The organism is Aliirhizobium cellulosilyticum (assembly GCF_014198105.1).
GTDB lineage: Bacteria > Pseudomonadota > Alphaproteobacteria > Rhizobiales > Rhizobiaceae > Neorhizobium > Neorhizobium cellulosilyticum.
In genome coordinates, this window is record NZ_JACIGW010000007.1 from 121,450 (window position 1) to 146,266 (window position 24,817).

The 24,817-nt window shown below is 60.1% G+C and carries 25 protein-coding genes; 4 read left to right on the plus strand and 21 right to left on the minus strand.

The genetic code is table 11. The annotated features are described in order from the left end of the window. The first annotated feature begins 165 nt into the window (after positions 1-165). Entirely contained in the window at positions 166-1,065 is a 900-nt protein-coding gene (locus tag GGE33_RS22760) for a TraB/GumN family protein (RefSeq protein WP_183828380.1), read from the plus strand. Between the two features lie 77 nt (positions 1,066-1,142). Here the strand turns inward: GGE33_RS22760 and GGE33_RS22765 are convergent, their stop codons facing one another. The 15 genes from GGE33_RS22765 to sdhC form a co-directional block, all read right to left on the minus strand. Continuing rightward, entirely contained in the window at positions 1,143-1,637 is a 495-nt protein-coding gene (locus GGE33_RS22765; RefSeq protein WP_183828383.1) for a cytochrome b, read from the minus strand. A 108-nt stretch (positions 1,638-1,745) separates the two neighbouring features. Further along, on the minus strand, positions 1,746-3,152 hold the full coding sequence (gene lpdA / locus GGE33_RS22770; RefSeq protein WP_183828386.1) for a dihydrolipoyl dehydrogenase: 1,407 nt from the start codon (positions 3,150-3,152) through the stop codon (positions 1,746-1,748). Between the two features lie 62 nt (positions 3,153-3,214). Next, positions 3,215-3,859 carry a LysE family translocator gene (locus GGE33_RS22775; protein WP_183828389.1) on the minus strand — a complete coding sequence of 215 codons (645 nt, stop codon included), beginning with the start codon at positions 3,857-3,859 and terminating at the stop codon, positions 3,215-3,217. A 12-nt stretch (positions 3,860-3,871) separates the two neighbouring features. Continuing rightward, complete coding sequence (locus tag GGE33_RS22780) at positions 3,872-4,285, minus strand: MAPEG family protein (protein WP_148148162.1); 414 nt, start codon at positions 4,283-4,285, stop codon at positions 3,872-3,874. A gap of 30 nt (positions 4,286-4,315) precedes the next feature. Further along, the gene (gene odhB / locus GGE33_RS22785; RefSeq protein ID WP_183828392.1) at positions 4,316-5,557 is read right to left on the minus strand and encodes a 2-oxoglutarate dehydrogenase complex dihydrolipoyllysine-residue succinyltransferase; all 1,242 of its coding nucleotides are present in this window, start codon (positions 5,555-5,557) and stop codon (positions 4,316-4,318) included. A gap of 60 nt (positions 5,558-5,617) precedes the next feature. Further along, on the minus strand, positions 5,618-8,617 hold the full coding sequence (locus GGE33_RS22790; RefSeq protein WP_183828395.1) for a 2-oxoglutarate dehydrogenase E1 component: 3,000 nt from the start codon (positions 8,615-8,617) through the stop codon (positions 5,618-5,620). 213 nt (positions 8,618-8,830) lie between these two features. Next, the gene (gene sucD, locus GGE33_RS22795; protein ID WP_183828398.1) at positions 8,831-9,736 is read right to left on the minus strand and encodes a succinate--CoA ligase subunit alpha; all 906 of its coding nucleotides are present in this window, start codon (positions 9,734-9,736) and stop codon (positions 8,831-8,833) included. Positions 9,737-9,753: 17 nt separating this feature from the next. Beyond that, complete coding sequence (gene sucC / locus GGE33_RS22800) at positions 9,754-10,947, minus strand: ADP-forming succinate--CoA ligase subunit beta (RefSeq protein WP_092999534.1); 1,194 nt, start codon at positions 10,945-10,947, stop codon at positions 9,754-9,756. A 68-nt stretch (positions 10,948-11,015) separates the two neighbouring features. Next, positions 11,016-11,978 (minus strand): malate dehydrogenase, encoded by a 963-nt coding sequence (mdh, locus tag GGE33_RS22805; protein ID WP_112509119.1) that lies wholly within the window; start codon positions 11,976-11,978, stop codon positions 11,016-11,018. Positions 11,979-12,153: 175 nt separating this feature from the next. Beyond that, positions 12,154-13,320: a cell division protein ZapE gene (gene zapE / locus GGE33_RS22810; protein ID WP_183828401.1), complete on the minus strand. Its 1,167-nt coding sequence runs from the start codon at positions 13,318-13,320 to the stop codon at positions 12,154-12,156. Positions 13,321-13,344: 24 nt separating this feature from the next. Continuing rightward, entirely contained in the window at positions 13,345-13,872 is a 528-nt protein-coding gene (locus GGE33_RS22815) for a protease inhibitor Inh/omp19 family protein (RefSeq protein ID WP_183828404.1), read from the minus strand. A 210-nt stretch (positions 13,873-14,082) separates the two neighbouring features. After that, the gene (locus tag GGE33_RS22820) at positions 14,083-14,862 is read right to left on the minus strand and encodes a succinate dehydrogenase iron-sulfur subunit (protein WP_148148156.1); all 780 of its coding nucleotides are present in this window, start codon (positions 14,860-14,862) and stop codon (positions 14,083-14,085) included. 18 nt (positions 14,863-14,880) lie between these two features. Continuing rightward, the gene (gene sdhA, locus GGE33_RS22825; RefSeq protein WP_148148155.1) at positions 14,881-16,725 is read right to left on the minus strand and encodes a succinate dehydrogenase flavoprotein subunit; all 1,845 of its coding nucleotides are present in this window, start codon (positions 16,723-16,725) and stop codon (positions 14,881-14,883) included. A 6-nt stretch (positions 16,726-16,731) separates the two neighbouring features. Continuing rightward, entirely contained in the window at positions 16,732-17,112 is a 381-nt protein-coding gene (gene sdhD / locus GGE33_RS22830; RefSeq protein WP_148148154.1) for a succinate dehydrogenase, hydrophobic membrane anchor protein, read from the minus strand. Positions 17,113-17,124: 12 nt separating this feature from the next. Further along, a complete protein-coding gene (sdhC, locus tag GGE33_RS22835; RefSeq protein WP_148148153.1) occupies positions 17,125-17,514 on the minus strand; it encodes a succinate dehydrogenase, cytochrome b556 subunit in 390 nt (129 codons plus the stop codon). A 278-nt stretch (positions 17,515-17,792) separates the two neighbouring features. Between sdhC and GGE33_RS22840 the strand changes: the two genes are divergently transcribed. After that, positions 17,793-18,275, plus strand: coding sequence for a hypothetical protein (locus tag GGE33_RS22840; protein ID WP_183828406.1), 483 nt, complete (start codon positions 17,793-17,795; stop codon positions 18,273-18,275). 12 nt (positions 18,276-18,287) lie between these two features. On the opposite strand, the gene GGE33_RS22845 is transcribed toward GGE33_RS22840, so the two are convergent. From GGE33_RS22845 to tsaD, 6 genes are all read right to left on the minus strand, one after another. Further along, complete coding sequence (locus GGE33_RS22845; RefSeq protein ID WP_183828409.1) at positions 18,288-18,671, minus strand: ester cyclase; 384 nt, start codon at positions 18,669-18,671, stop codon at positions 18,288-18,290. Positions 18,672-19,561: 890 nt separating this feature from the next. Further along, positions 19,562-20,206: a class I SAM-dependent methyltransferase gene (locus GGE33_RS22850; RefSeq protein WP_183828412.1), complete on the minus strand. Its 645-nt coding sequence runs from the start codon at positions 20,204-20,206 to the stop codon at positions 19,562-19,564. Between the two features lie 10 nt (positions 20,207-20,216). Further along, positions 20,217-20,657 (minus strand): EVE domain-containing protein, encoded by a 441-nt coding sequence (locus GGE33_RS22855; RefSeq protein WP_183828414.1) that lies wholly within the window; start codon positions 20,655-20,657, stop codon positions 20,217-20,219. 8 nt (positions 20,658-20,665) lie between these two features. Then, on the minus strand, positions 20,666-20,968 hold the full coding sequence (locus GGE33_RS22860) for a YciI-like protein (RefSeq protein ID WP_183828417.1): 303 nt from the start codon (positions 20,966-20,968) through the stop codon (positions 20,666-20,668). 25 nt (positions 20,969-20,993) lie between these two features. After that, entirely contained in the window at positions 20,994-21,977 is a 984-nt protein-coding gene (locus GGE33_RS22865) for an NAD(P)H-dependent glycerol-3-phosphate dehydrogenase (RefSeq protein ID WP_183828420.1), read from the minus strand. Continuing rightward, positions 21,974-23,071, minus strand: coding sequence for a tRNA (adenosine(37)-N6)-threonylcarbamoyltransferase complex transferase subunit TsaD (gene tsaD / locus GGE33_RS22870; protein WP_183828423.1), 1,098 nt, complete (start codon positions 23,069-23,071; stop codon positions 21,974-21,976). The genes GGE33_RS22865 and tsaD overlap by 4 nt, the downstream gene beginning before the upstream one ends. Before the next feature lie 70 nt (positions 23,072-23,141). Here tsaD and hemC point away from each other — a divergent pair, with 70 nt between their 5' ends. Continuing rightward, entirely contained in the window at positions 23,142-24,071 is a 930-nt protein-coding gene (gene hemC / locus GGE33_RS22875) for a hydroxymethylbilane synthase (protein WP_183828426.1), read from the plus strand. Positions 24,072-24,074: 3 nt separating this feature from the next. Further along, complete coding sequence (locus GGE33_RS22880) at positions 24,075-24,785, plus strand: uroporphyrinogen-III synthase (RefSeq protein ID WP_183828428.1); 711 nt, start codon at positions 24,075-24,077, stop codon at positions 24,783-24,785. Positions 24,786-24,817 lie beyond the last annotated feature (32 nt).

Below are 24,817 nucleotides of genomic sequence, written 5' to 3' on the forward strand. Positions count from 1 at the left end.
AGCCTGAAAGCGATATTAACAGCTCTTTCGACGGTTCCCATGTTCGCACATATATTGCATCGTAGCCTTGTTTTCCTGGCCGCCAGTCTTTGCCTTCTTCTTGGCCTGTCCGCTATTGCCAACGCCGAGCCGGTATCATGCGGCGGGATCGATCTCCTCGCGAAAATGAAACGCGAGGACCGCAAGACTTACGACCAGATTCTTGCCGAAGGCCGCAAGATACCGAATGCGCGAGGCCTCTTCTGGAAGATCGAGAAACGCGGCTTCAAACCGTCCTACCTGTTCGGCACGATGCATGTGTCAGATCCGCGGGTGATCAAACTACCCCACACCGTCAAGAAGGCGCATCTCAAGGCCAAGGTCATTGTCCTGGAATCCGACCAGCTGCTGGAACTCGGCAAGGCCCACCTTCTGGCCTTCACCAAGCCGGATATGATGATGATGCCCGCTGGCAAGCGCATCGAAGATTTTCTGACTCCAGAGCAGCGCGGCGTCGTCGATACGGCCCTGACGGCGAGGGGCGCACCGCTTTCGGCAGTAAACTATCTGAGACCCTGGATGGTCACCAGCATCGTTGCCTCAGCCTGTGAGCAATCACGCGCCAAAGACAGAACACCGGTTCTGGATCAGCAGCTGGCACTTGATGCCATCGAGAACAACATACCCCTGAAAGGTCTGGAGACACTTGAGGAGCAATACGGCGCTCTGAACAAGATGTCGCTCGAAGCACAGGTAAAGAACCTCATCTCTGCTATCGCCCATCCCGAGCAGTTCGCGAACATCGATGAGACAATGCTCAGGCTCTATTTAAGCGGTGATATCAGGCCACTAGCACCGCTTTTGAGATGGCTTTCCCAAAACGACACGACGATGGCGGCTGACAGTTTCGCCGAATTCGAAGACGAGGTCATCACCCGGCGAAACCACACCATGGCGGACAGAGCCAAGCCATTCCTGCAGGACGGCAACGCCTTCATCGCCGTTGGTGCGCTTCATGTCCAAGGAGACGACGGCCTGGTCGAGCTATTCAGAAAACAGGGCTTCAAAGTCACGCCTGCGACCTGACCATCTGCGATCATGTCCAACTCCTCCGATGAGATCGAAGACGGTGTCTGTAGACTTGAGGCTGCCGAAATTCTAAATCACGTCCGCCCGCTCGTCATCCGGCGCAGGATATTGGTCTTCCAATAAAACTGATGCACGAGCACGCCGAGAATGTGCAGGCAGATAAGTACCCACAGGACCGTCTTCATCCAGCCGATATGGGCAAATGCCGCCATGCTGTTCTTGAAATAGAAGGCCCCGATCCCCGCAAGCGGCATGATGATGAACATCGCGTAGAGAGCCCAATGGGTGATCGTCGCAACGATGCGCGAAAAGGCTGGCTCTTCCGGCGGATGCGGCGGAGCACCCGTCGCGATGCGAAGACAGAGCCGTGTCAACGCCAGCGCCAGGATCGCGATCCCCACATAGGCATGGATATTCGCTGACGTCATGATGTCCGGCGGGATCGGCTTGTCGCCGAAATACAGTTCTCCGAATGCCGTCATCGCATCGGAAAACAGAAGATTGAACAGGATCAGCACGGCCATCAGCCAATGCAGGATGCGTTGCGGCACAGAGAATGCAGTCTTCATGTCCGTCACCTTCCTGAGTGAGCAATAGACATGAAGTTTAGGACGGATGCGCAAAAGAAAAAGGCGGGACCACAGTCCCGCCTTTCGCATTTCGAATATTCGGACCGATTACATATGGATCGGCTTGGCGAAGGTCGACAGGGCTGCTTCCTTGACGGCTTCCGACATGGTCGGATGCGCGTGGCAGGTACGGCCGAGGTCTTCCGAAGAACCGGAGAATTCCATCAGCACCGTGATTTCGTGGATCATCTCGCCGGCGCCGAAGCCGACGATATGGCCGCCGAGAACCCGGTCGGTTTCCTTGTCGGCAAGGATCTTGACGAAACCGTCGGTCGCCAGCATGGCGCGGGCGCGGCCGTTGGCGGTGAACGGGAACTTGCCGACCTTGTAGGCGACGCCTGCAGCCTTCAGTTCCTCTTCGGTCTTGCCGACAGAAGCGACTTCCGGCTGGGTGTAGACGACACCCGGAATGACATCATAGTTCACGTGACCATGCTGGCCGGAAAGGATTTCGGCGAGAGCAACGCCTTCGTCTTCCGCCTTGTGCGCCAGCATCGGGCCCTTGACCACGTCGCCGATCGCATAGATGCCGGCAACATTGGTCTTGAAGCCATGATCGATCTCGACCCGGCCACGGCTGTCGAGTGCGACGCCTGCAGCTTCCAGCCCGAGACCTTCGGTATAGGGCTTGCGGCCGGTGGAGATCAGCACCACGTCGGCTTCGACGGTGACGGCATCACCACCCTTGACCGGCTTATAGGTAACCTTGGCGCCGGTAGCAGTCTTTTCGACGGCCGTAACCTTTGCTTCGGTACGGATATCCATGCCCTGCTTGGCGATCATCCGCTGGAACTGCTTCGACACGTCGGCATCCATGGCGCCGAGCAGCTTGTCGAGATATTCGATCACGGTAACCTTGGAGCCGAGACGCATCCACACCGAACCGAGTTCCAGACCGATAACACCGCCGCCGACCACGATCATGTTCTGCGGAACCTTTTCCAGTGAAATCGCGCCGGTCGAGGACACTATGACCTTCTCGTCGATCTCGACATTGACGCCCGGAATGCCAGCAACGTCGGAACCGGTGGCGATGACGATGTTCTTCGTCTCCAGTTCCTGCACCTTGCCGTCTTCACCCGTAACGGAAACCTTACCAGCCGCAACGATCTTGCCGGTGCCGATAAAGCCGTCGATCTTGTTCTTCTTGAACAGGAAGGCGACGCCATCGGTGTTCGACTTGATGGTCGCATCCTTGTGGGCCATCATCTTGGTGAGGTTCAGCGTAGGCGCTGCAACTTCCACACCCAGCGTATCGACGCCATGGGCGACCTGGTGGAACATTTCCGAAGCATGCAGAAGAGCCTTCGACGGAATGCAGCCGACATTCAGGCAGGTGCCGCCATAGGTGGCGCGTTTTTCGACGACCGCGACCTTCAGGCCGAGCTGTGCTGCCTTGATTGCGCAGACATAACCGCCCGGGCCACTACCGATAACGACGACATCATAAGCCATGTTCTAATTCCTGATTTCTGGTTTTGGCAGGCTCATTCCCGCCAGCGTTTCGAGAATGGCCCTCAGGCCGCTTTTTCAGTTGCGAGTTTAATTCCGAGCGCGATGAACACCACACCGCTGGTCCGGTCGATCCACTTGCTGGCACGCGAAAACGCCGCCCGCATGCGCGGCGTCGTCATGAATGTGCTGACGCCGACGAACCAGATGATCAGGCAGGTCGCCATCACCAGCCCGTAGCCGAACTTGATCGCCATCGGCGTATGGGCGCCAACGACGGTCGAGAAGATCGACAGGAAGAAGAAGACCGGCTTCGGGTTGAGCGCGTTCGCGGCAAAGCCGAGCGTGAATGCCTTTAGCGCCGACTGGCGCCGCTTGACGCCATCAACCTGCCCATCCGCTGGAACGCTGATCTCGGTCCTGCCCGCCTTCAGCGCCTTCACACCGATATAGACCAGATAGGCGACACCCAGCCATTTAACGATGTTGAACAGATAGACCGACTGCGAAATGATCAATCCGAGACCGAGGATCGTGTAGCTGACATGGAACATCAGCGCCGTGCCGATGCCGAAGCTGGTGATGATCGCCTGCCGGCGGCCATGGACCAGCGCCTGTCGCATCACCATGGCAAGATCCGCCCCCGGCGAGACGATCGCAAAGGAGAAGATCGCCATCAGCGAGATCAGTTCGATCATATAGGCATGCATGTTGAATATCCCTCAGAGCAGCAGCGCGGCCATCATGATCAGCAGTCCGGCAAGGCTCAGTAGCCAGACCATCGAGCGGACATAGGGAATGCCCGCCAGATAGAGCGGAACATAGGCAATCCGCGCGATCAGCCACACCCAGGCGCCACCGATGCCAAGCCCGGTCGGGTCGCCGATAAAGGCAAGCCCGAGAAGCAGGCCGATAAAGGCCGGATAGGTTTCCTGATAGTTCTTCGAGGCACGCGCAGCACGCCCCGCCGCCGCATTCTTCGGTGCGATATCCTCGTCGCGCGGTCCGGCATTCCATTTGGAACCCAGTTCACGCGTGGCAAGAAATCCCTGCAGCAGAATATGAAAGAGCAGCAGGACCACACTCAGACAAAGCACGACCACGAGATGGGTTGCATTTGCCGAAGCGGGTTCCATGCTGCTCTCCCTTAGATCAGGACGTAAGGCTTAGAGATCGAGAACCAGGCGTTCCGGATCTTCCAGGCTTTCCTTGACGCGAACGAGGAAGGTGACCGCTTCCTTGCCGTCGACGATGCGGTGATCGTAGGAGAGCGCGAGATACATCATCGGGCGGATGACGATCTGGCCGCCGACGACGACCGGACGCTCCTGGATCTTGTGCATGCCGAGGATACCCGACTGCGGAGCATTGAGGATCGGCGAGGACATCAGCGAACCGTAGACGCCACCATTGGTGATGGTGAACGTACCGCCCTGCATGTCGGCCATCGAAAGCGAACCGTCGCGCGCTGCCTTGGCAAGACGGCCGAGTTCCTTTTCGACGCCGGCGATCGAGCGCTGGTCGGCGTCACGGATGACCGGAACGACGAGGCCCTTGTCGGTGCCGACAGCCATGCCGACGTGGCAGTAGTTCTTGTAGATGATGTCGGTGCCGTCGATCTCGGCGTTGACAGCCGGCAGTTCCTTCAGCGCGTGGGTCACGGCCTTGGTGAAGAAGCCCATGAAGCCAAGCTTGACGCCATGCTTCTTCTCGAACACGTCCTTGTAGCGGTTACGCAGGTCCATGACCGCCTTCATGTCCACCTCGTTATAGGTGGTCAGCATGGCGGCGGTGTTCTGCGCATCCTTGAGGCGCTTGGCGATCGTCTGGCGCAGACGGGTCATCTTCACGCGCTCTTCGCGAGGCGCATCCTCGGCCGAGGAAACCGCGCGCGGAGCAGCCGGGACGGCAGCCGGGGCCGGAGCGGACGGGCCCTTGGCGATGGCGGCAAGAACGTCGCCCTTCAGAACCTGGCCGCGCTTGCCCGAACCGTCGATATCGGCCGTCGAGATGTTGTTGTCGGCAGCAACCTTGGCAGCAGCCGGTGCAGCCGGCATCGACGATGCGGCAGCCGAGGGGGACGCAACTGCAGCAGCGGCCGGTGCGGCGGCAGCAGGAGCAGCAGCGGGCGCCGGGGCAGCAGCCGGAGCGGCAGTTGCAGCACCAGCAGCACCTTCCGCGATCTGGCCGAGCAGCGCGTCGAGACCGACGGTTTCGCCATTCTGGGCAACGATTTCGGTCAGGACGCCGGAAGCCGGGGCAGGAACTTCGACGGTAACCTTGTCGGTTTCCAGTTCGACCAGCGGCTCATCGGCCTTGACCGTATCGCCGACCTTCTTGAACCAGGTGCCGACGGTCGCCTCGCTGACGGACTCGCCGAGGGTTGGAACGCGGATTTCGGTTGCCATGATCTGTTTCCGTTTTTCTCAAGATTCGTTTCGAACAAATTAGGGGAGACGGCTGAAAAATCAGCCGCCGAGAGCGTCTTCGAGGAAGGCTTCCAGCTGTGCCAGATGCTTCGACATCAGGCCGGTCGCAGGCGATGCTGCTGCCGGACGGCCCGTGTAGCGGACGCGCTGATACTTGGCATCGATATGCGCCAGAACCCATTCCAGGTAAGGGTCGATGAACGACCAGGCGCCCATGTTCTTCGGCTCTTCCTGGCACCAGACCATTTCCGCGTTCTTGAAGCGCGACAACTCGTTGATCAGAGCCTTGGCCGGGAATGGATAAAGCTGTTCGATACGCAGCAGGTAGACGTCGTCGATACCGCGCTTTTCGCGCTCTTCGAGAAGGTCGTAGTAAACCTTGCCGGAGCACATCACGACGCGACGGATCTTGGCATCCTTCTGCAGCTTGATCGGGCCGTCCTTGATGACTTCGGCATCGTCCCACAGCAGGCGGTGGAACGAGCTTTCGCCCGCCAGTTCCGCAAGCGTTGAGGTTGCACGCTTGTGGCGCAGCAAGGACTTCGGCGTCATCAGGATCAGCGGCTTGCGGAAGTCGCGCTTCACCTGGCGGCGCAGGATGTGGAAGTAGTTGGCAGGCGTCGTGACGTTGGCAACCTGCATGTTGTCTTCCGCGCAGAGCTGCAGGAAGCGTTCCAGGCGAGCCGACGAATGTTCCGGACCCTGGCCTTCATAACCGTGCGGAAGAAGGCAGACGAGACCGGACATGCGCAGCCACTTGCGTTCGCCAGACGAGATGAACTGGTCGAACACGACCTGCGCACCGTTGGCAAAGTCGCCGAACTGGGCTTCCCAGAGCGTCAGCGCATTCGGACGTGCCAGCGAGTAGCCGTATTCGAAGCCGAGAACGGCTTCTTCCGACAGCATGGAGTTGATCACTTCATACTTGCCCTGGCCCGGCTGCAGATTGGCAAGCGGGATGTAGCGTTCTTCGGTGTCCTGATCGTAGAGAACCGAGTGACGCTGCGAGAAGGTGCCGCGTTCGCAATCCTGGCCGGAAAGACGGATCTTCGTGCCTTCGACGCAGAGCGAACCGAAAGCAAAGGCTTCCGCCATCGCCCAGTCGAGGCCTTCGCCGGTCTCGACCATCTGCGCACGGTTTTCCATGAAGCGCTTGATCGTGCGGTGCGCGTTGAAACCTTCCGGAATGGTTGACAGCTTGCGGCCGATTTCCTTGAGGCTCTTCATCGGCATCGAGGTCTTGCCGCGACGCTGCTCGTCGGCATCGTCGGCGGAACGCAGACCTGACCACTGGCCGTCCAGCCAGTCGGCCTTGTTCGGCTTGTAGGCCTGGCCGGCTTCGAACTCGGCGTCGAGATGGGCGCGCCAGTCGGCCTTCATCTTGTCGAATTCGGCGTCGGTGATCACGCCTTCGCCGACCAGACGTTCGGCATAGATCTCGGCCACGGCCTTGTGGGCGCGGATGACCTTGTACATCTTCGGCTGGGTGAACGCCGGCTCATCGCCTTCGTTATGGCCGAAGCGGCGGTAGCAGAACATGTCAAGCACGACCGGCTTGTGGAACTTCATCCGGTATTCGGTCGCAACCTTGGCGGCATAGGTGACCGCTTCCGGATCGTCGCCGTTGACGTGGAAGATCGGCGCTTCGATCATCTTGGCAACGTCCGACGGATAAGGCGACGAACGCGAGAAGCCAGGATTGGTGGTGAAGCCGATCTGGTTGTTGATGATGACATGCATCGTACCGGCAACGCGGTGACCGCGCAGACCCGACAGGCCGAGGATTTCGGCAACCACGCCCTGGCCCGCAAAGGCCGCATCGCCGTGCAGAAGCAGTGGCAGAACCTTGGAGCGCTCGGAGAGCGGGATGATGTTGTCCTTTTCCCAGACCTTGGCCAGCATGTCCTGCTTGGCGCGGGCCTTGCCCATCACGACCGGGTTGACGATCTCAAGGTGCGACGGGTTTGCGGTCAGCGACAGGTGAACCTTGTTGCCGTCGAATTCGCGGTCGGAAGAGGCACCGAGGTGGTACTTCACGTCGCCCGAACCTTCGACTTCGTCAGGCTTGAACGAACCGCCCTTGAACTCGTGGAACACGGCGCGGTGCGGCTTGCCCATGACGTTGGTCAGAACGTTCAGACGGCCGCGGTGGGCCATGCCAACGATGACTTCTTCAAGACCCAGCTGGCCGCCGCGCTTGATGATCTGTTCGAGTGCCGGGATCAGTGCTTCGCCGCCATCGAGGCCGAAACGCTTGGTGCCCTTGAACTTGACGTCGAGGAACTGCTCGTAGCCTTCACCTTCGATCAGCTTCGAAAGAATGGCCTTCTTGCCTTCCGGGGTAAAGGCGACGCCCTTGTCCGGACCTTCGATCCGTTCCTGGATCCAGGCCTTTTCTTCCGGGCTCGACATATGCATGAACTCGACGCCGATCGTCGAGCAATAGGTGCGCTCGAGGATCGCGATCATCTCGCGAACGGTCGCGTATTCCATGCCCAGAACGTTGTCGATGAAGATCTTGCGATCGTAATCGCTCTCTTCGAAGCCGTAGGACTTCGGCGACAGTTCGTTGTAGTCCTCGACCGGGCTTGCGATGCCGAGCGGATCGAGTTTGGCATGCAGGTGGCCGCGCATGCGGTAGGCGCGGATCATCATGATGGCGCGCACGCTGTCGCGGCTCGCCTGATGAACATCGGCTTCGTTGACGGTTGCACCCTTGGCAGCGGCAGCGGCTTCAGCCTTCGCCTTCACCTTGGTTTCGATCGCCTTTTCCACCACCGGCCAGTTACCGTCGAGAGCGGAAACAAGGTCGCCACCAGCTGCGATCGGCCAGTTCGAACGCTTCCAGGAAGCGCCCTGCGCTGCCTTCTTCACGTCTTCGGGGCTGTCGGCCAGGGCCTTGAAGAAGGCCTGCCACTCTTCCGAAACCGAATTCGGATCGGCTTCGTAATTGGCATAAAGTTGTTCGATATAGACGGCGTTCGCGCCATCTAGGAACGAAGTGATGAGAAACTGCTCGTTGGCTTCTTGCCGGGACATGGCCTATTGCGGGCGCCGCGCCCGCCTCCTCACGTGGTCGGAACCGAGGACCTCGCCGGCTCCGCATTCTCTGGTCTGTCGTCGTGTCTTGTCGCCGCTGCGACACCGTCTTTTGACGGGTGACCCGCAGGCAAAAAAGCTTCCGCCTGCGGGTTCTAAACCTTGAGGTCCATCGCCGCCTGTCTATCGGCGGCGAGTGACCGTTATGTGGCGTCAGCCCTTGAGAACTTCAACCAGCGTCTTGCCGAGGCGTGCCGGGGAAGGAGACACCTTGATGCCTGCTGCTTCCATGGCTGCGATCTTGGATTCCGCATCGCCCTTGCCGCCGGAAACGACAGCGCCGGCGTGACCCATGGTGCGGCCCTTCGGAGCCGTACGGCCGGCGATGAAGCCTGCCATCGGCTTCTTGCGGCCCTTCTTGGCTTCGTCGATCAGGAACTGGGCTGCATCTTCTTCAGCCGAACCGCCGATTTCGCCGATCATGATGATCGACTGGGTGGCTTCGTCAGCGAGGAACATTTCCAGCATGTCGATGAATTCGGTGCCCTTGACCGGGTCGCCGCCGATGCCGACAGCCGTCGTCTGGCCGAGGCCTTCGTTCGAAGTCTGGAATACGGCTTCGTAGGTCAGCGTGCCGGAGCGCGAAACGATACCGACCGAACCCTTGCGGAAGATCGAGCCCGGCATAATGCCGATCTTGCATTCTTCCGGCGTCAGAACGCCCGGGCAGTTCGGGCCGAGCAGGCGCGACTTCGACTTGTCGAGCTTTGCCTTGACGCGCACCATATCCATGACCGGGATACCCTCGGTGATGCAGGTGATGAACGGAACTTCGGCTTCGATCGCTTCGATGATCGCGTCGGCAGCACCTGCCGGCGGAACGTAGATCACGGTCGCATCAGCACCGGTGCGCTCCTTGGCTTCGGCAACCGAAGCGAAGATCGGCAGCGCCGTGCCGTCGACGCCCGACGACCAGGTTTCGCCACCCTTCTTCGGGTGGATACCGCCGACCATCTTGGTGCCGTAGTAAGCAAGCGCCTGTTCTGTGTGGAACGTGCCGGTCTTGCCGGTCAGGCCCTGAACGAGGATCTTGGTGTCTTTATTGACGAGAATAGACATGTAACAGGTTCCTCAGATTAGGCTTTGATCGCCGCAACGATCTTCTTGGCGGCATCGTCCAGATCGTCAGCAGCCGTGATAGCAAGGCCGGATTCGTTGAGGATCTTCTTGCCGAGCTCGACATTGGTGCCTTCGAGGCGAACAACGAGCGGAACCTTCAGACCGACTTCCTGAACAGCTGCGACAACGCCTTCGGCGATGACGTCGCAACGCATGATGCCGCCGAAGATATTGACGAGGATGCCCTCGACCTTCGGGTCAGCGGTGATGATCTTGAAGGCAGCAGCGACCTTCTCCTTGCCGGCGCCACCGCCGACGTCACAGAAGTTTGCCGGCTCTTTGCCGTAAAGCTTGATGATGTCCATCGTCGCCATGGCGAGACCGGCACCATTGACCATGCAGCCGATATTGCCGTCGAGGGCAACGTAGGCGAGATCCCACTTGGAGGCTTCGATTTCCTTGGAGTCTTCTTCGGTCTCGTCGCGCAGCGCCTTGACGTCGTCATGGCGGAACAGCGCGTTGCCGTCGAAGGACATCTTGGCGTCGAGAACGCGCAGGTGTCCGTCCTTCATGACGATCAGCGGGTTGACTTCGAGAAGAGCCATGTCCTTTTCGCCGAACGCCTTGTAGAGCGCCGGGAAGAGCGACTTTGCGTCTTCGGCAGCTGCACCCGAGAGTTCGAGAGCCTTGGAGATCTTGGCAACGTCGTCAGCCGTCACACCGGTTTCCGGGTCGATGGCGATCGTGTGGATCTTCTCAGGCGTGTCGTGGGCAACGGCTTCGATGTCCATGCCGCCTTCGGTCGAAACGACGAAAGCAACCTGACCGACGGAACGGTCGACCAGCAGCGAGCAGTAAAGTTCGCGGTCGATGTCTGCACCGTCTTCGATGTAGAGGCGGTTAACCTGCTTGCCGGCTTCGCCGGTCTGCGCGGTTACCAGCGTGTTGCCGAGCATGTCCTTGGCGTGAGCCACGACTTCCTCGATCGACTTGGCCAGGCGAACGCCGCCCTTGGCATCGGGCCCAAGTTCCTTGAACTTGCCCTTGCCGCGACCGCCGGCATGGATCTGGCTCTTGACGACGTAGAGCGGGCCTGGGAGCTGCTTGGCAGCAGCTTCGGCTTCTTCGACCTTGAGGATCGCGACGCCTTCGGCAACCGGTGCGCCGTAACCCTTCAAGAGAGCCTTGGCCTGGTATTCATGGATATTCATGGGGCTTGATCCCTATTTGAATGACGTGAGCGCTGGCAAAAGCCAGCGCCGAACTTTTTGGAAGCTGATTACTTCAGCGAAGGAACGAGGGCGATGCAGGCTTCGCAGAGACCGGCAACAGCACCGACCGACTTCTGGAAGGCCGCTTCTTCGTCCTTGTTGAATTCGACTTCGACGATGCGCTCGACACCACCGGCGCCGAGAACGACCGGAACGCCGACATACATGTCCTTGACGCCGTACTGGCCGGAGAGGTGAGCAGCGACCGGCAGGACGCGCTTCTTGTCCTTGAGGTAGGATTCAGCCATTTCGATCGCCGAGGCGGCCGGAGCGTAATAGGCAGAGCCGGTCTTCAGGAGGCCGACGATCTCTGCGCCGCCGTCACGGGTGCGCTGGATGATCTGGTCGAGCTTTTCCTGCGTCGTCCAGCCCATCTTGACGAGATCGGTGAGCGGAACGCCGGCAACCGTGGAGTAGCGAGCGAGCGGCACCATCGTGTCGCCATGGCCGCCGAGGACGAATGCAGTGACGTCCTGAACGGAAACGTTGAATTCTTCGGCGAGGAAGAGACGGAAACGGGCCGAGTCCAGAACGCCAGCCATGCCGACGACCTTGTTCTTCGGCAGGCCGGAGAACTTCTGCAGCGCCCAGACCATCGCGTCGAGCGGGTTGGTTATGCAGATGACGAAAGCGTTCGGAGCATATTTCTTGATGCCTGCGCCGACCTGTTCCATGACCTTGAGGTTGATGCCGATCAGGTCGTCGCGGCTCATGCCCGGCTTGCGGGCGACACCGGCGGTTACGATGCAGACGTCGGCGCCTTCAATCGCAGCATAGTCGCTGGCGCCGGTCAGCTTCGCATTGAAGCCTTCAACCGGACCGGACTGAGCGATGTCGAGGCCCTTACCCTGCGGGATGCCGTCGGCGATGTCGAAGAGGACGACGTCGCCCAGCTCCTTCAGGCTGGCAAGATGCGCCAGCGTGCCACCGATCATGCCCGAACCAATAAGTGCAATCTTCTTACGCGACATGGAAATGCTTCCTCTTCAAATCCTGACCTGCGGCAAGTTAGCGCAGGCTCATCTTGCGGCAGCACGGATAGCCTCATCTGCCAAAAATGGCAAACGATTATTTTGAGACTATATTTTTCAATCGGTTAGATACTATTTGAGTTACGTAAACGTAAGAATTTCTGCCATAAATATGTCAGACTTCCTGCCGCTTCTCATTATGGAGCAACAGATATTCCGCGCTTCTCATCTCGAAAAGTCGCGAAACCGTGCGGTCGAATTCGAAACCTTCGGTGCCTCTACGCTCCGTCAGCAATGCGTCTGGTGTGACTGCAGCCGAAATGAAAAGCCGCACGGAATGATCGTAGAGCGCATCGACCAGATTGATGAACCGCTTCACTTCATTGCGCTTTTCCGCGCCGAGCTGCGGCACGTGATCAACAAAGACGACGTCGAAACGCGCGGCGATGGCCAGATAGTCCGAAGCGCCGAGCGGCTTTTCGCAAAGATCGGAGAATGAGAAACGCGCAGCCCGCCCGACTGCCGCAGGCACATGAATGCTGCGCCCCTTCATCGGCAGTTCGACCGGCTCGGCCCTGTCGCCATCGGTGACCTGATGCCATGCGGCCTCCATCGCCGCATCCGCACGCCCGTCGAGCGGCGTCAGATAGACGGGCAGATTGGCATTCTTCTGCATCCGGTAATCGGTCGGACTGTCCAGCGTCAGCACATCGACATGGCTGCTTAGAAGTCCGATAAACGGCGTAAACAGGCCGCGATTGAGCCCGTCCTTGTAGAGATTTTCCGGCGCAACATTGGAGGTCGCGACCAGCACGCAGCCGAGATCGAACAGCTCGGTGAAAAGCCGCGCCAGGATCATCGCATCGGTAATGTCGGTCACGGAGAATTCATCGAAGCACAGAAGCTCGGCTTCCGCATAAAGTGCGGCGGCAACCGGCGGCACCGGATCGGCCTGCTTCGTCTCACCCCGCTTCAGCTTCTGCCGCTGTTCGTGGATGCGGTTATGCACGTCGGCCATGAACTCATGAAAATGCGCCCGCCGCTTTTTCTGCGTGGGCGCCTTCTTGAAGAACATGTCCATGATCATGGTCTTGCCGCGGCCGACACTGCCATAGACATAAAGGCCGCGCACCTTTTCCGCATGGCCATTGCCGCGACGGGCAAACAGCCAGCCAAGCGCACTCGACTTCTTCGCGGGTTTTGCCTCGCGCAACGCGACGAGCACGCGGTCGAGCCTGGCAGCGACCTCCATCTGCGCCTTGTCGGGCGTCAGAACGCCGGACGCCGCCAGAGCCTTGAGCTCTTCGCAGACGCTCGACGTATATTCTGGAATGGGTTCCACCGAGGGACGCCCCTTATGTCAGTATTAGCGGCTCAGACTGACCTGCTGGCCCGAATTCGTGGTACCGTCGAAGCGGTTGTCGGCGCTCTTGTAGACCCGACCGATCACATCGCCTGCACGGTTCTTGAACTGAACCATCTTGCCGGAGACTTCCCATGAGCCCATGGCCGTCAGCTCACCGGCGCAACCGCGGGTACCACCGCGCGAACCGCTGCCGAGATTGGTGAGCGTCAGGAACATGTCGCAGGATGCGCCGCCATTGGAAACGCGCCAGTTGCCGACCATCTGCTCCTTGGTGACATCGAGCGCGCTGGCGGGAGCAGCCGCGTTCGGGTTAGCCATGGCCATGTTCTGACCACCCTGAGGTGCGGAAGGATATTGCGAAGCGCCACCCGGAGGCGGAAGCTGACCGCCCTGAACACCCTGAACGGGCTGGGCCTGAAGCGGAGCGGGCTGCGCCGGCAGATCACTATAAGGGCTGTAGGATGTCCGCTGGCAACCAGCCAACGCAAGGGTCAGTACCAGACCTGTTGCCACATATTTGAACTGCATCAAAAACTCCTGTCCGGATCATTTCACACTGCCCTACAACTTGGGCACGACAGTTTGGCCGGGAATATCGTAAACGACCTTGGTTAATCAAGGGTATCCAGCCAATCCGGCATAATCGCGACGATCTGCACGGTCAATTCGGCGTGCGCACCGGGCAGCAAGACAAACCAAAGGCCGCAACGAAAGCTGCGGCCCTGGGCTTTTCAAAGACTAGACGCGGCGCTCGACCATCATCTTCTTGATTTCCGCGATCGCCTTGGCCGGGTTCAGCCCCTTCGGGCAGGCCTGCGCGCAGTTCATGATCGTGTGGCAACGATAGAGCCGGAACGGATCCTCGAGATTGTCGAGGCGCTCGCCCTTGGCTTCGTCGCGGCTGTCGATCAGCCAGCGATAGGCCTGCAGAAGAACTGCCGGACCGAGGTAACGGTCGCCGTTCCACCAATAGCTCGGACAGGAGGTCGAGCAGCAGGCGCACAGAATGCACTCATAGAGACCGTCGAGCTTGAGGCGATCCTCATGGCTCTGCTTCCATTCCTTCGCCGGCGTCGGAGACACCGTCTTCAGCCAAGGCTCGATCGAGCGATGCTGGGCGTAGAAGTTGTTGAGGTCCGGAACGAGGTCCTTCACCACCGGCATATGCGGCAGCGGGTAGACTTTGACCGTGCCGGAGATGTCGTCCATGCCCTTGGTGCAGGCGAGCGTGTTCGTGCCGTCGATATTCATCGCGCAGGAACCGCAAATGCCTTCGCGACAGGAACGGCGCAGCGTCAGCGTCGGGTCGATCTTGTTCTTGATGTACAAGAGACCGTCGAGCACCATCGGGCCGCAATCGTCGAGATCGACATAGAACGTGTCGATGCTCGGGTTCTTGCCGTCGTCCGGGCTCCAGCGATAGATGCGATATTCGCGAACGTTCGTGGCGCCTTCCGGCTTCGGCCAGACCTTGCCTTCGGACATCTGCGAGTTTTTGGGGAGAGCGAGTTCAACCATGGTCCAATTCCCTCCGGATCAATACACGCGAGCCTTGGGCTCGATCTTGTAGGGATCGATGCCTTCGGCGATCAGGTCCGTATGGACCGGACGGTAATCGAGCTTGACGTCGCCCTTTTCGTTGACCCAGGCCAACGTGTGCTTGCGCCAGTTGACGTCGTCGCGGCCGGCGAATGCGCCTTCCGTGAAGTCCTCGCGGGCGTGGGAGCCACGGCTTTCCTTGCGGGCCTCGGCGCCATAGACGGTGGTGATCGCATTCGCCATAAGGTTATGCAGTTCCAGCGTCTCGACCAGATCCGAGTTCCAGATCAGCGAACGGTCGGTGACCTTGACGTCGGGCAGCTCGCTCCAAATCTGCGACATGCGCTTGCAGCCCGATTCCAGCGATTCCTGCGTCCGGAACACGGCGGCATCGTCCTGCATGGTGCGCTGCATCTTGTCACGCAGCACGGCCGTCGGCGTTGCGCCATTGGCGTGACGCAGGCCGTCGAAGCGGTCCATGATCTTGTCGCAGGCAGCAACATTGAGCGCCGGGATCGCGCCTTCGCGGTCGATCACCTGGCCGGCGCGGATTGCGGCGGCGCGGCCGAAGACCACGAGGTCGATCAGCGAGTTGGAGCCGAGGCGGTTTGCACCGTGAACCGAAGCGCAACCTGCTTCACCTACAGCCATCAGGCCCGGAATGATCCGTTCCGGATTGCTCGAGTCGGCGTTGAGCACTTCGCCCCAGTAATTGGTCGGAATGCCGCCCATATTGTAGTGAACCGTCGGCAGAACCGGGATCGGCTCGCGGGTCACGTCGACGCCGGCAAAGATCTTCGCCGATTCCGAAATGCCCGGAAGGCGCTCGTGCAGCACGGCCGGGTCGAGATGGTCGAGATGCAGGAAGATGTGGTCCTTGTTCTTGCCGACGCCGCGGCCTTCACGGATTTCCATCGTCATGCAGCGCGAAACGACGTCACGCGAGGCAAGGTCCTTGGCCGAAGGCGCGTAACGCTCCATGAAGCGCTCGCCCTCGGAATTCACGAGGTAACCGCCTTCGCCGCGTGCGCCTTCGGTGATCAGACAGCCGGAGCCGTAGATGCCGGTCGGGTGGAACTGGACGAATTCCATGTCCTGCAAAGGCAGGCCGGCACGCGCCACCATGCCGCCACCGTCGCCGGTGCAGGTATGGGCAGAGGTTGCCGAGAAATATGCGCGGCCGTAACCGCCGGTCGCCAGAACCACCATCTTGGCGGCAAAGCGATGGATCGTGCCGTCGTCCAGGTTCCAGGCAACGACGCCTTCGCAGCGGCTGCCGTCATCGGACATGATCAGGTCGAGCGCGAAATACTCGATGAAGAACTCAGCGTTGTTGCGTAGGGACTGGCCATAAAGCGTGTGCAGGATGGCGTGGCCGGTACGGTCGGCCGCAGCGCAGGTACGCTGTACCGGCGGGCCGGCGCCAAAATTCTGCATGTGGCCGCCGAACGGACGCTGGTAGATTTTACCTTCCTCGTTACGCGAGAAGGGCACGCCGTAGTGCTCAAGCTCGTAAACGGCTTTCGGCGCTTCCATGACCATGTACTGCATGGCGTCAACGTCGCCGAGCCAGTCGGAACCCTTGACGGTGTCATAGAGGTGCCACTGCCAGCTGTCCGGCGTCATGTTCTGCAGCGAGGCGGCAATACCGCCCTGCGCCGCGACGGTGTGGGAACGTGTCGGGAAAACCTTGGTGATGCAGGCGGTCTTGAAACCCTGCTCGGCCATGCCGAGCGTGGCGCGAAGACCCGCACCGCCGGCGCCCACGACGATAACGTCGTAGGAATGGTCGACATAATTATATGCTTTGCCGTTCTGGGCTATCGGAGTCACGGATGCCATGATGGATTATCCTACGAACGCAATTTTCAGAACGGCGAAAAGACAGAGGCCACCGATCAGCATTGCAAAAAATGTATTGAGCATGACGGCCAGGAATTTCAGGCCTTCGTTATGCACGTAGTCGACGATGATTTCCTGAACGCCGATGCGCATATGCACGAGACCGGCAATGATCATCAGGCCGAAAAGCACGGCGATGAGCGGGTTCGACAGCGCCTGGACGACTTCCTCGTAAGGCGCGCCCGCATAGCGGATCAGGAAGATAATGAAGAAGATGGCGAGCGGCACGAGTGCCACTGCAGACATCCGCTGCATCCAGAAATGTTCGGTGCCGTCCTTTGCTGATCCGAGACCACGAACCTTGCCGAGGGGAGTACGCATATCCATGATGTTTCCTCCTCAGATGGCCAGGCCGATGATCCAGACCAGCACGGTCAGACAGATCGATACGATCGGCAGGATCACCGCCACCTTGGTCGCGAAGTGTTTTTCAAAACCATGACCCATGTCCCACACGAAATGGCGGATACCGCCGAGCATGTGGTGGATCAGAGCCCAGGTATAGCCGAACAGGACCAGCAGCCCGATCCAGGTGCCGAACAGCCAGCTGACCCAGTCGAAATAGGGCTTGCCGGATGCAGCTGCGATCAGCCACCAGGCAAGAAGCACGGTGCCGACAGCCAATGCACCACCGGTAATACGGTGGATGATCGACATCAGCATTGTGGGAATCAGTTTGTAAACTTGAAGATGCGGCGACAGAGGCCGATTATTTGTTATATTCGCCATCATTACCTCGCGGCGTCGTCTCAGCGGGCGGGCGCCCGGCAATGCACCATGCCGAGAAAATGTGCATTGCATCATCGGCGTGGTTTAATCTTGGAATTCCAAGACGACAAGATCAATTCCGACGTCGCGTGAATTTAATCGATTGTGAATTGCAAGAGGAAAAGCCTCGGACAAATCGCCGCGGCGCATTAACCATCAATTCCAAAGATTTGGGCGCCGACGTGCGCTGGCGCAGAGAACATGTTAACCTTTGATTAACCATGATCTCGGAGTTCGCCATGATCGCGAATCGCATAAAACCTGTTCTTTTTGCACTTACGCTATCCGGCGCCTTCGCCTCTGTAGCCTCCGCGCGCGATCGTTCTCCGGATTTTAACAGCGGCGAAACCGGTTACCGGGGCCATTATTACGGCCACGGGCATCATGGCCGACGCGGCCAGCTAAAGCTGTTTTCCGATCAGCGCCTGGGCGGCGCCAGCCGTGTAGTGTCATCGGCACGAAACAGCCGTCCCGACAAAGGTTCCATTCAGACACTCGGCTCATTCGCTACTGTCTCGGGCTCGTCGATCATCTACACTGACGGCTATCGCGAAATATACGTCGGCGAGTATGCCTCGGAACCCTCGCGCTCAGGTCTTTCCTATCCCGCACCCAAGGCGAAGATCATCACCGTCACGGAAGAACTTGCCAACGGCAACTTCCGGCCGGTCAACGGCTGCAGTTACGAGATGGATGTCTGCGTCATCCGTGGGGAGAAGTGAGGCCGGATATCCTCACCCAAGCTGGGCTTCGATCGCAGCCTTGTCGATGGCCGACCAGACCTGAGCGATCAGTCCGCCGGAAAATTGGTAGAAGACGTTTTCGGAAAACCGGATACGACGACCATTGACCGGAAGGCCGAAAAGCTCGCCTGCAGGCGTACAATCGAAAACCAATCGGCTCGCCACTTTCGGGGCCTCGACTACCAGGAAGTCGATGGTGAAACGCAGATCCGGAATGGCGCGAAAATCTCCCACCAGCATCTCACGATAACCGGCAAGCCCGATTTGCCGTCCATTATGGACCGCATTCTCATCGACGAAATCGCCAAGACTTTGCCAATCCTGCCGGTTCAGGCAATCGATATAACCGCGATAGATTTCGGACAACTCACACATTCCTATCACTCCTTCCGCATATCTTCCGACCGGTGGCGAACGCGACAAGCAGACGGCCCGTTCCATCCGAGCGCTCACGGCGGATCGCAGGCCTTGGACATCAAGAACACATCGGCGACAGACAACACCGGGGGTAAAATACCCGGACCACGGGGATGATTTCACCCCTCCACCTCAATCTCATCAACGGCTTGAGCCTTGTTGCATCCCCGCTCGCCCAACCCATGCCTAAAATCCCCTCGCTTCCGTCGCCGGAGTGTTGCGCGAGACGTTCGCGGGCAGGCGGGAGCCGGCGCTTTCGTCTGATCCGTAACGTGCGGCAAGGGCGCAAGGGGTGAAACGCATGGGAGAGGGACAACCTTTTCCCTATCAAGCCTCCCCCCGGCAGCCATGCCGGGTTCGGTTGAGCCGTCCAAGTGTGGGAAACCACATGCAGCGAGGCGAGAGGATCACCCGTAGGGACCGGAAGTCCCGAGACAAGCCGAAGGCCACGCATATGCGGAGCCACATTTTATATTCCAAAGAGGTTCCGCATAGGCGTGCGCTTCTCCGGAATGTTTTTTGACAACCACGGCGGGAGACTGCGCGGGGCAGGATTGGTACGTCTGGAACCTGACACCGTAATCGCTTGTGCATGGATCCTCGGGTCGAGCCTGAGGATGACGGCCGATGGGTGGTGCAAAGGTGCCCAAAACATAACTCCCATGGCAATGGATACAGTAACCAGGGCACGAGGCCTGTTTTGGCCTCCAACAGAAACCAAAACCTCCTTCATCCTCGGGCCTGCCCCGAGGATCCAGACACAAGCACGCCGCAGTTCATTTGGTTGTCGCCATCGTCTCTCGGCAGGCGGATGAGGGGCAATCCGCAACGATGTAGAAAAGCCTCCCCTACCCGAACCGCCAGACCGTCGTCTTCTTGACCTCGCTATCCTCCAGCGCCCGCGTCACTGGCACCTCGTAAACCGCAAGCTTCTCCAGCCGCTCCTTCGGCAGATAGCTCCGCCCCGGATCACCGACCAAGACCACCTTGCCTGCATCGGCTAAGGCCGTGAACCACGGCACCAGCGCCGCCGCAAAATCCCGGTCGTAGAAGACATCTCCGGCAAGCACGACCTCGGCATCAACCCTAAGGCCAATCTGGTTCTCGCCCGTGAACCCGATCTCGACCCCGTTCTCGGCCGCATTCAGCGTCACTGCCGTCCGCGTCCATGGATCGATATCCGCCGCCAGCACATGCGCTGCCCCCGCCATCTTTGCCGCAATCGCCACCAGCCCGGACCCGCTGGCAAAATCCAGCACTCGTTTGCCGGCTACCGTTTCAGGATTGTCGAGGATGTAACGGGCCAACCCCTGCCCGCCCGCCCAGGCAAAGGCCCAGAACGGCGGCGGCAGGCCGATCGCCTCCAGATCGTCTTCCGTCTTCAGCCACAGATCATGCGCCTCCGTTGCCAGATGCAGCTTTATCTCCGGCACATGCGGCGGCCGCATGAGATCGGTATTGTCGAGAATGAAGGCCTTCGGCTCGGTCTTCAAGCTTGTGAACTCAGGCGGGAGATTTCGGAGGATTGTCGAGACCGCCGAGACGGCAGATCTCGAAATACTCCTCATCCGTCACCGGCTGCACCGAAAGCCGCATCGAGGTGACGAGCGCCATCTTCTCGAATTTCGGATTGGCCTTGACGTCCTTCAGCGTAACCGGCTTCGGCATATCTGTGACAGCGCGGATATCGACGCAATCCCATTTGGGATCGCCCTTGGCCGAACTATCCGGATGCGACAGCGCACAGACCTCGACGATCCCGACGATCTCCAACCCCTCGTTCGAGTGGTAGAAAAAGCCCTTGTCGCCGATCTTCATCGCCCGCATGTTGTTGCGCGCCAGATAGTTGCGCACACCCGTCCATTCCTCACCGACCGCGCCCTTGGCTTTCTGCTGCTCCCAGGACCAGACATTCGGCTCAGACTTGTAAAGCCAATAGGCCATCTATTGCCTCACTTCTGCTCGTTGGCCGGGTTGTTGAACACCCAGTTCCACGGCTTCACGTCCACCTTCTCGAACAGGCCGGCAAGGTAATAGGGATCTGCTTCCGCAATCGTCCGGGCGGCTGCAATATCGGCGGCTTCGACCACGACAAGGCTGCCATTCGGCTTGCTGTCGTCATCAAGGAACGGGCCGGCAAATTTCAGCGTGCCTTCGGCATTGAGCTTGTTCAGATGCTCCACATGCGCGGGACGGGTATCCATGCGAACCTGCAGGTGGCCGGGCTTGTCGGTGCAGAGAAAGGCAAACAGCATTGGGGTCTCCTGAGTTTTAAATGGACTACTCGGCCTTGATCGGCCGGGTCATGAGCTGTTCCATCGCGGTCATCACATCGAGACGTCCGTCGATAATGGCCGCGACCGCATCCGTAATCGGCAGATCGACCGAAAATTTCCGACCGAGCCGGGCCGCGACCGAGGCCGCAAATGCACCTTCGACCAGCGGCCCACCGACGGTCTGCGCCGGCTCACCCTTCCCGATCGAAATACCGAAACTCAGATTGCGTGACTGATGGCTGGTACCGGTCAGCACAAGGTCGCCGAGACCGGACAGGCCCCGTACCGTATCCGCGTTGCCGCCCATCGCCTCGACCAGTCGCGACATCTCGGCCAAGCCCCGGGAAATCAGCGCCGCACGGGCAGATTCGCCAAGCCCCGCGCCCTCGACGATGCCGCAGGCAATCGCCAGCACGTTCTTCAGCGCCCCGCCAAGCTGCACGCCGATCACATCCGACGAAGCGTAAAGCCGGAAACTGCGGCTGGAGAGAACCTGCGCAAGCCTTTCCGCCAGCACCGGGTCCTGCGCGCCGAGGGACATCGCCGTCGGCAGACCGCGCGCGATATCGGCGGCAAAACCAGGCCCCGAAAGCACCGCCAGAGGCGTCTTCGGCAATTCCGCCGATATGACATCGGTCAGCAGCCGTTCGGCGCGATCGAGCCCCTTGGCGCAGATCACGACGGCAGCATCTTTCGAGAGATAAGGCCCATAATGACGCGCCGCATCGAGCTGCGCCCTCGACGGCATGGCGAAGAGAACGACATTCGCTTCCGCCACCGCATCCGGCTCGGCTGAAAACTGCAGCGCGTCCGGCAAGGGAACGCCCGGCAGTGCGGCATCATGCATGCGGTCGTCGCGCAGATCGGCCATCAGGTTCGGCTGGCGCCCGACCAGCGTCACCGGGTAACGACCCTCCAATGCGAACACGGTCGCAAGTGCCGTTCCGAATGCGCCTGCGCCGATGACGGCGATCCGCTCGTTGGTCATGCCTTCGCCCCTCGTTTGCCGGATCCGAGCAAAGTCTTCGCATCCTTGTCCAGCGGCCAGCGCGAACGCGGTGCCACATTGAGATCATCGGCCGGAAACTCTTCCGCCATCCGCTCCAGGCCCGCCCAGGCGATCATCGCGGCATTGTCTGTGCAGAGCCTCAGCGGCGGTGCGATGAAGCGGAACCCGTGCTCGAGGCAAAGCGCCTGTAGCGTGCGCCGGATTTCCTGATTGGCCGCAACACCACCGGCGACAACCAGCGCCGGCTCGGTTTCGAGACCTACAAACTCCTCACGGAACCGAAGCAGTCCGCGGCCGATGCGGTCCCGAAGCGTGCGCGACACCGCCTTCTGGAACGAGGCGCAGATATCGGCCACATCCTGCTCACTCAGCGGCGCGATCTCGGTCGCAGCCTGCCGTACGGCAGTCTTTAGGCCGGAAAAGGAAAAGTCGAGACGCGCCTCGCCTACCAGCGGACGCGGCAGCGAGAACCGGTCGGGATTGCCGGAAAGAGCAGCCTTCTCGACCGCCGGACCACCCGGATAAGGCAGGCCGAGCAGTTTCGCCGTCTTGTCGAAGGCCTCGCCCAGCGCATCGTCGATCGTCGTGCCCCAGCGCTCGTACTGGCCGACACCGCGGATCAGGATGAGCTGCGTGTGTCCGCCGGAAACCAGCAGCATCAGATAGGGGAAGGAAAGCCCGTCCGTCATCCGCGCCGTCAGCGCATGGCCTTCGAGATGGTTGATGGCGAGAAGCGGCTTGCCCGAAACGCGGGCGATCGCTTTTGCCGTCATCAGGCCGACCAACAGACCACCGATCAGGCCGGGACCGGAGGTCGCGGCAATCGCATCGACATCGTCGAGCGTCACGTTGGCGCGGCGCAAAGCTTCCTCGACCAGCTCGTCCAGCACTTCGACATGGGCGCGTGCGGCGATTTCCGGCACGACGCCGCCATAGGCCGAGTGTTCATCGAGCTGCGACAGGACCACATCGGACAGAATTTCACCGCGTCCGTCCTCATGGCGTGCGACGACCGCAGCAGCGGTCTCGTCGCAGCTTGTTTCAATGCCGAGGATGCGCAGATATGAGGTCATTGGCCCTTGTTCATTGCGATGCCGGATGATCCGGTTTACGAGAGCTTCCGGTAACAACGGAATGAGACGGATGCAAACAAAACCTTTCCGGATCGGTACGCGCGGCAGCCCGCTGGCGCTGGCGCAGGCCCATGAAACGCGGTCACGGCTGATGGCGGCCCATGGTCTGCCGGAAGAGATGTTCGAAGTCGTCGTGCTGTCGACGACGGGCGACCGCATCACCGATCGGTCATTGAGCGAGATCGGCGGCAAGGGTCTGTTCACCCAGGAACTCGAGGAACAGCTGTCCTCCGGCGAGCTGGATATCGCAGTGCATTCGTCGAAAGACATGCCGACCAAGCTGCCGGACGGATTGCATATCGCAGCCTACCTGCCGCGCGAGGACTTTCGCGATGCCTTCATCGGCCGCACGGCCTCGACGCTCAAGGCCCTGCCCGATGGCGCAACGGTCGGCACGGCCTCGCTGCGGCGTCAGGCGCTCATCCGCCGCCTTCGCCCCGATATCCAGCTGACGATTTTCCGCGGCTCCGTCGGCACCCGATTGCGCAAGCTGGATGAAGGCCAGGTCGATGCGACCCTGCTCGCCTTTGCCGGCCTGAAGCGGCTTTCGATGGAAGAGGTCGTGACCGAACTTCTCGATCCCGCCGATTTTCCGCCGGCTCCCGCACAAGGAGCGATCTGCGTCGAAAGCCGCATCGGCGATCCGCGCACGGATGCCCTCATCGTCCCGATCAACGACCGCCTGACTTATGACGCCGTAACCTGCGAACGCGCTTTCCTTGCCGCGCTCGACGGCTCCTGTCGCACGCCGATCGGCGGCTTCGCGATCTGTGACGGAGATCACCTGAAATTCTCCGGCCTGATCCTGACGCCCGACGGTCGGCGCGAACATGCAATCGAAGTCGAAGGCAAGCGCTCGGATGCCGAGGCACTCGGCCTGCGCGCCGGCGAAGCCGTCCGTGCCGCGGCCGGTCCCGGCTTCTTCGACAGCTGGAGCTGACCCTTGCGGGTCGTCGTCACCCGACCTGAAATTTCAGCCGCTAGAACGGCTGAGCGGCTGAAGCTTCTGGGCCATGACCCCGTGCTTCTGCCGCTCAGCAGGGCGATACATCACCGGCAGGTAGCGACACAGGCTCTGGTCCTGCCCCATTCGGCGCTGATCGTGACCAGCGCCGAAGCATTTCGTGCACTTGGCGGCATCGACACCGGCTTGAAGATTGACCGGGATATCCAACTCTTTGCAGTTGGCGAGAAAACGGCTGCGGCAGCAAGGTCAGCAGGTTTCACCAACATCCATATCGGTTCCGGCGACGGTGCCGGACTGGCCGATCTGATCGCCTCTAAACTCGAAAGCCCGGACCGTCCGCTCCTCTATCTCGCCGGAAAACCTCGTGCCGAATCGCTTGAAAATCGGCTTGAGGAACTGGGTCTGCCTGTCCGGGTAGCCGAAATCTACAAAATGATCCCGATTGATTATCACGCAGAAGAATTACGCAAACGACTGCTGACATCTCAGGCTCAAGCCGTGCTTCTCTACTCGCGGGAAAACGCCGCCCGATTTTTTGAGATCGCGGAGCATCACGCGGTCTCCCTTCCCGAAACCGCATTCCTCTGTATCAGCCCCCGCACCGCCCATGCCGTGCCCGTGGCGTTTCGCCCTGATGTCAGGATCGCCGAAAGCCCGGACGAAAACGCCCTGTTCGCGCTTCTTTAACCTGCGACTGATCCAAATTCCGGCTGCGCCCC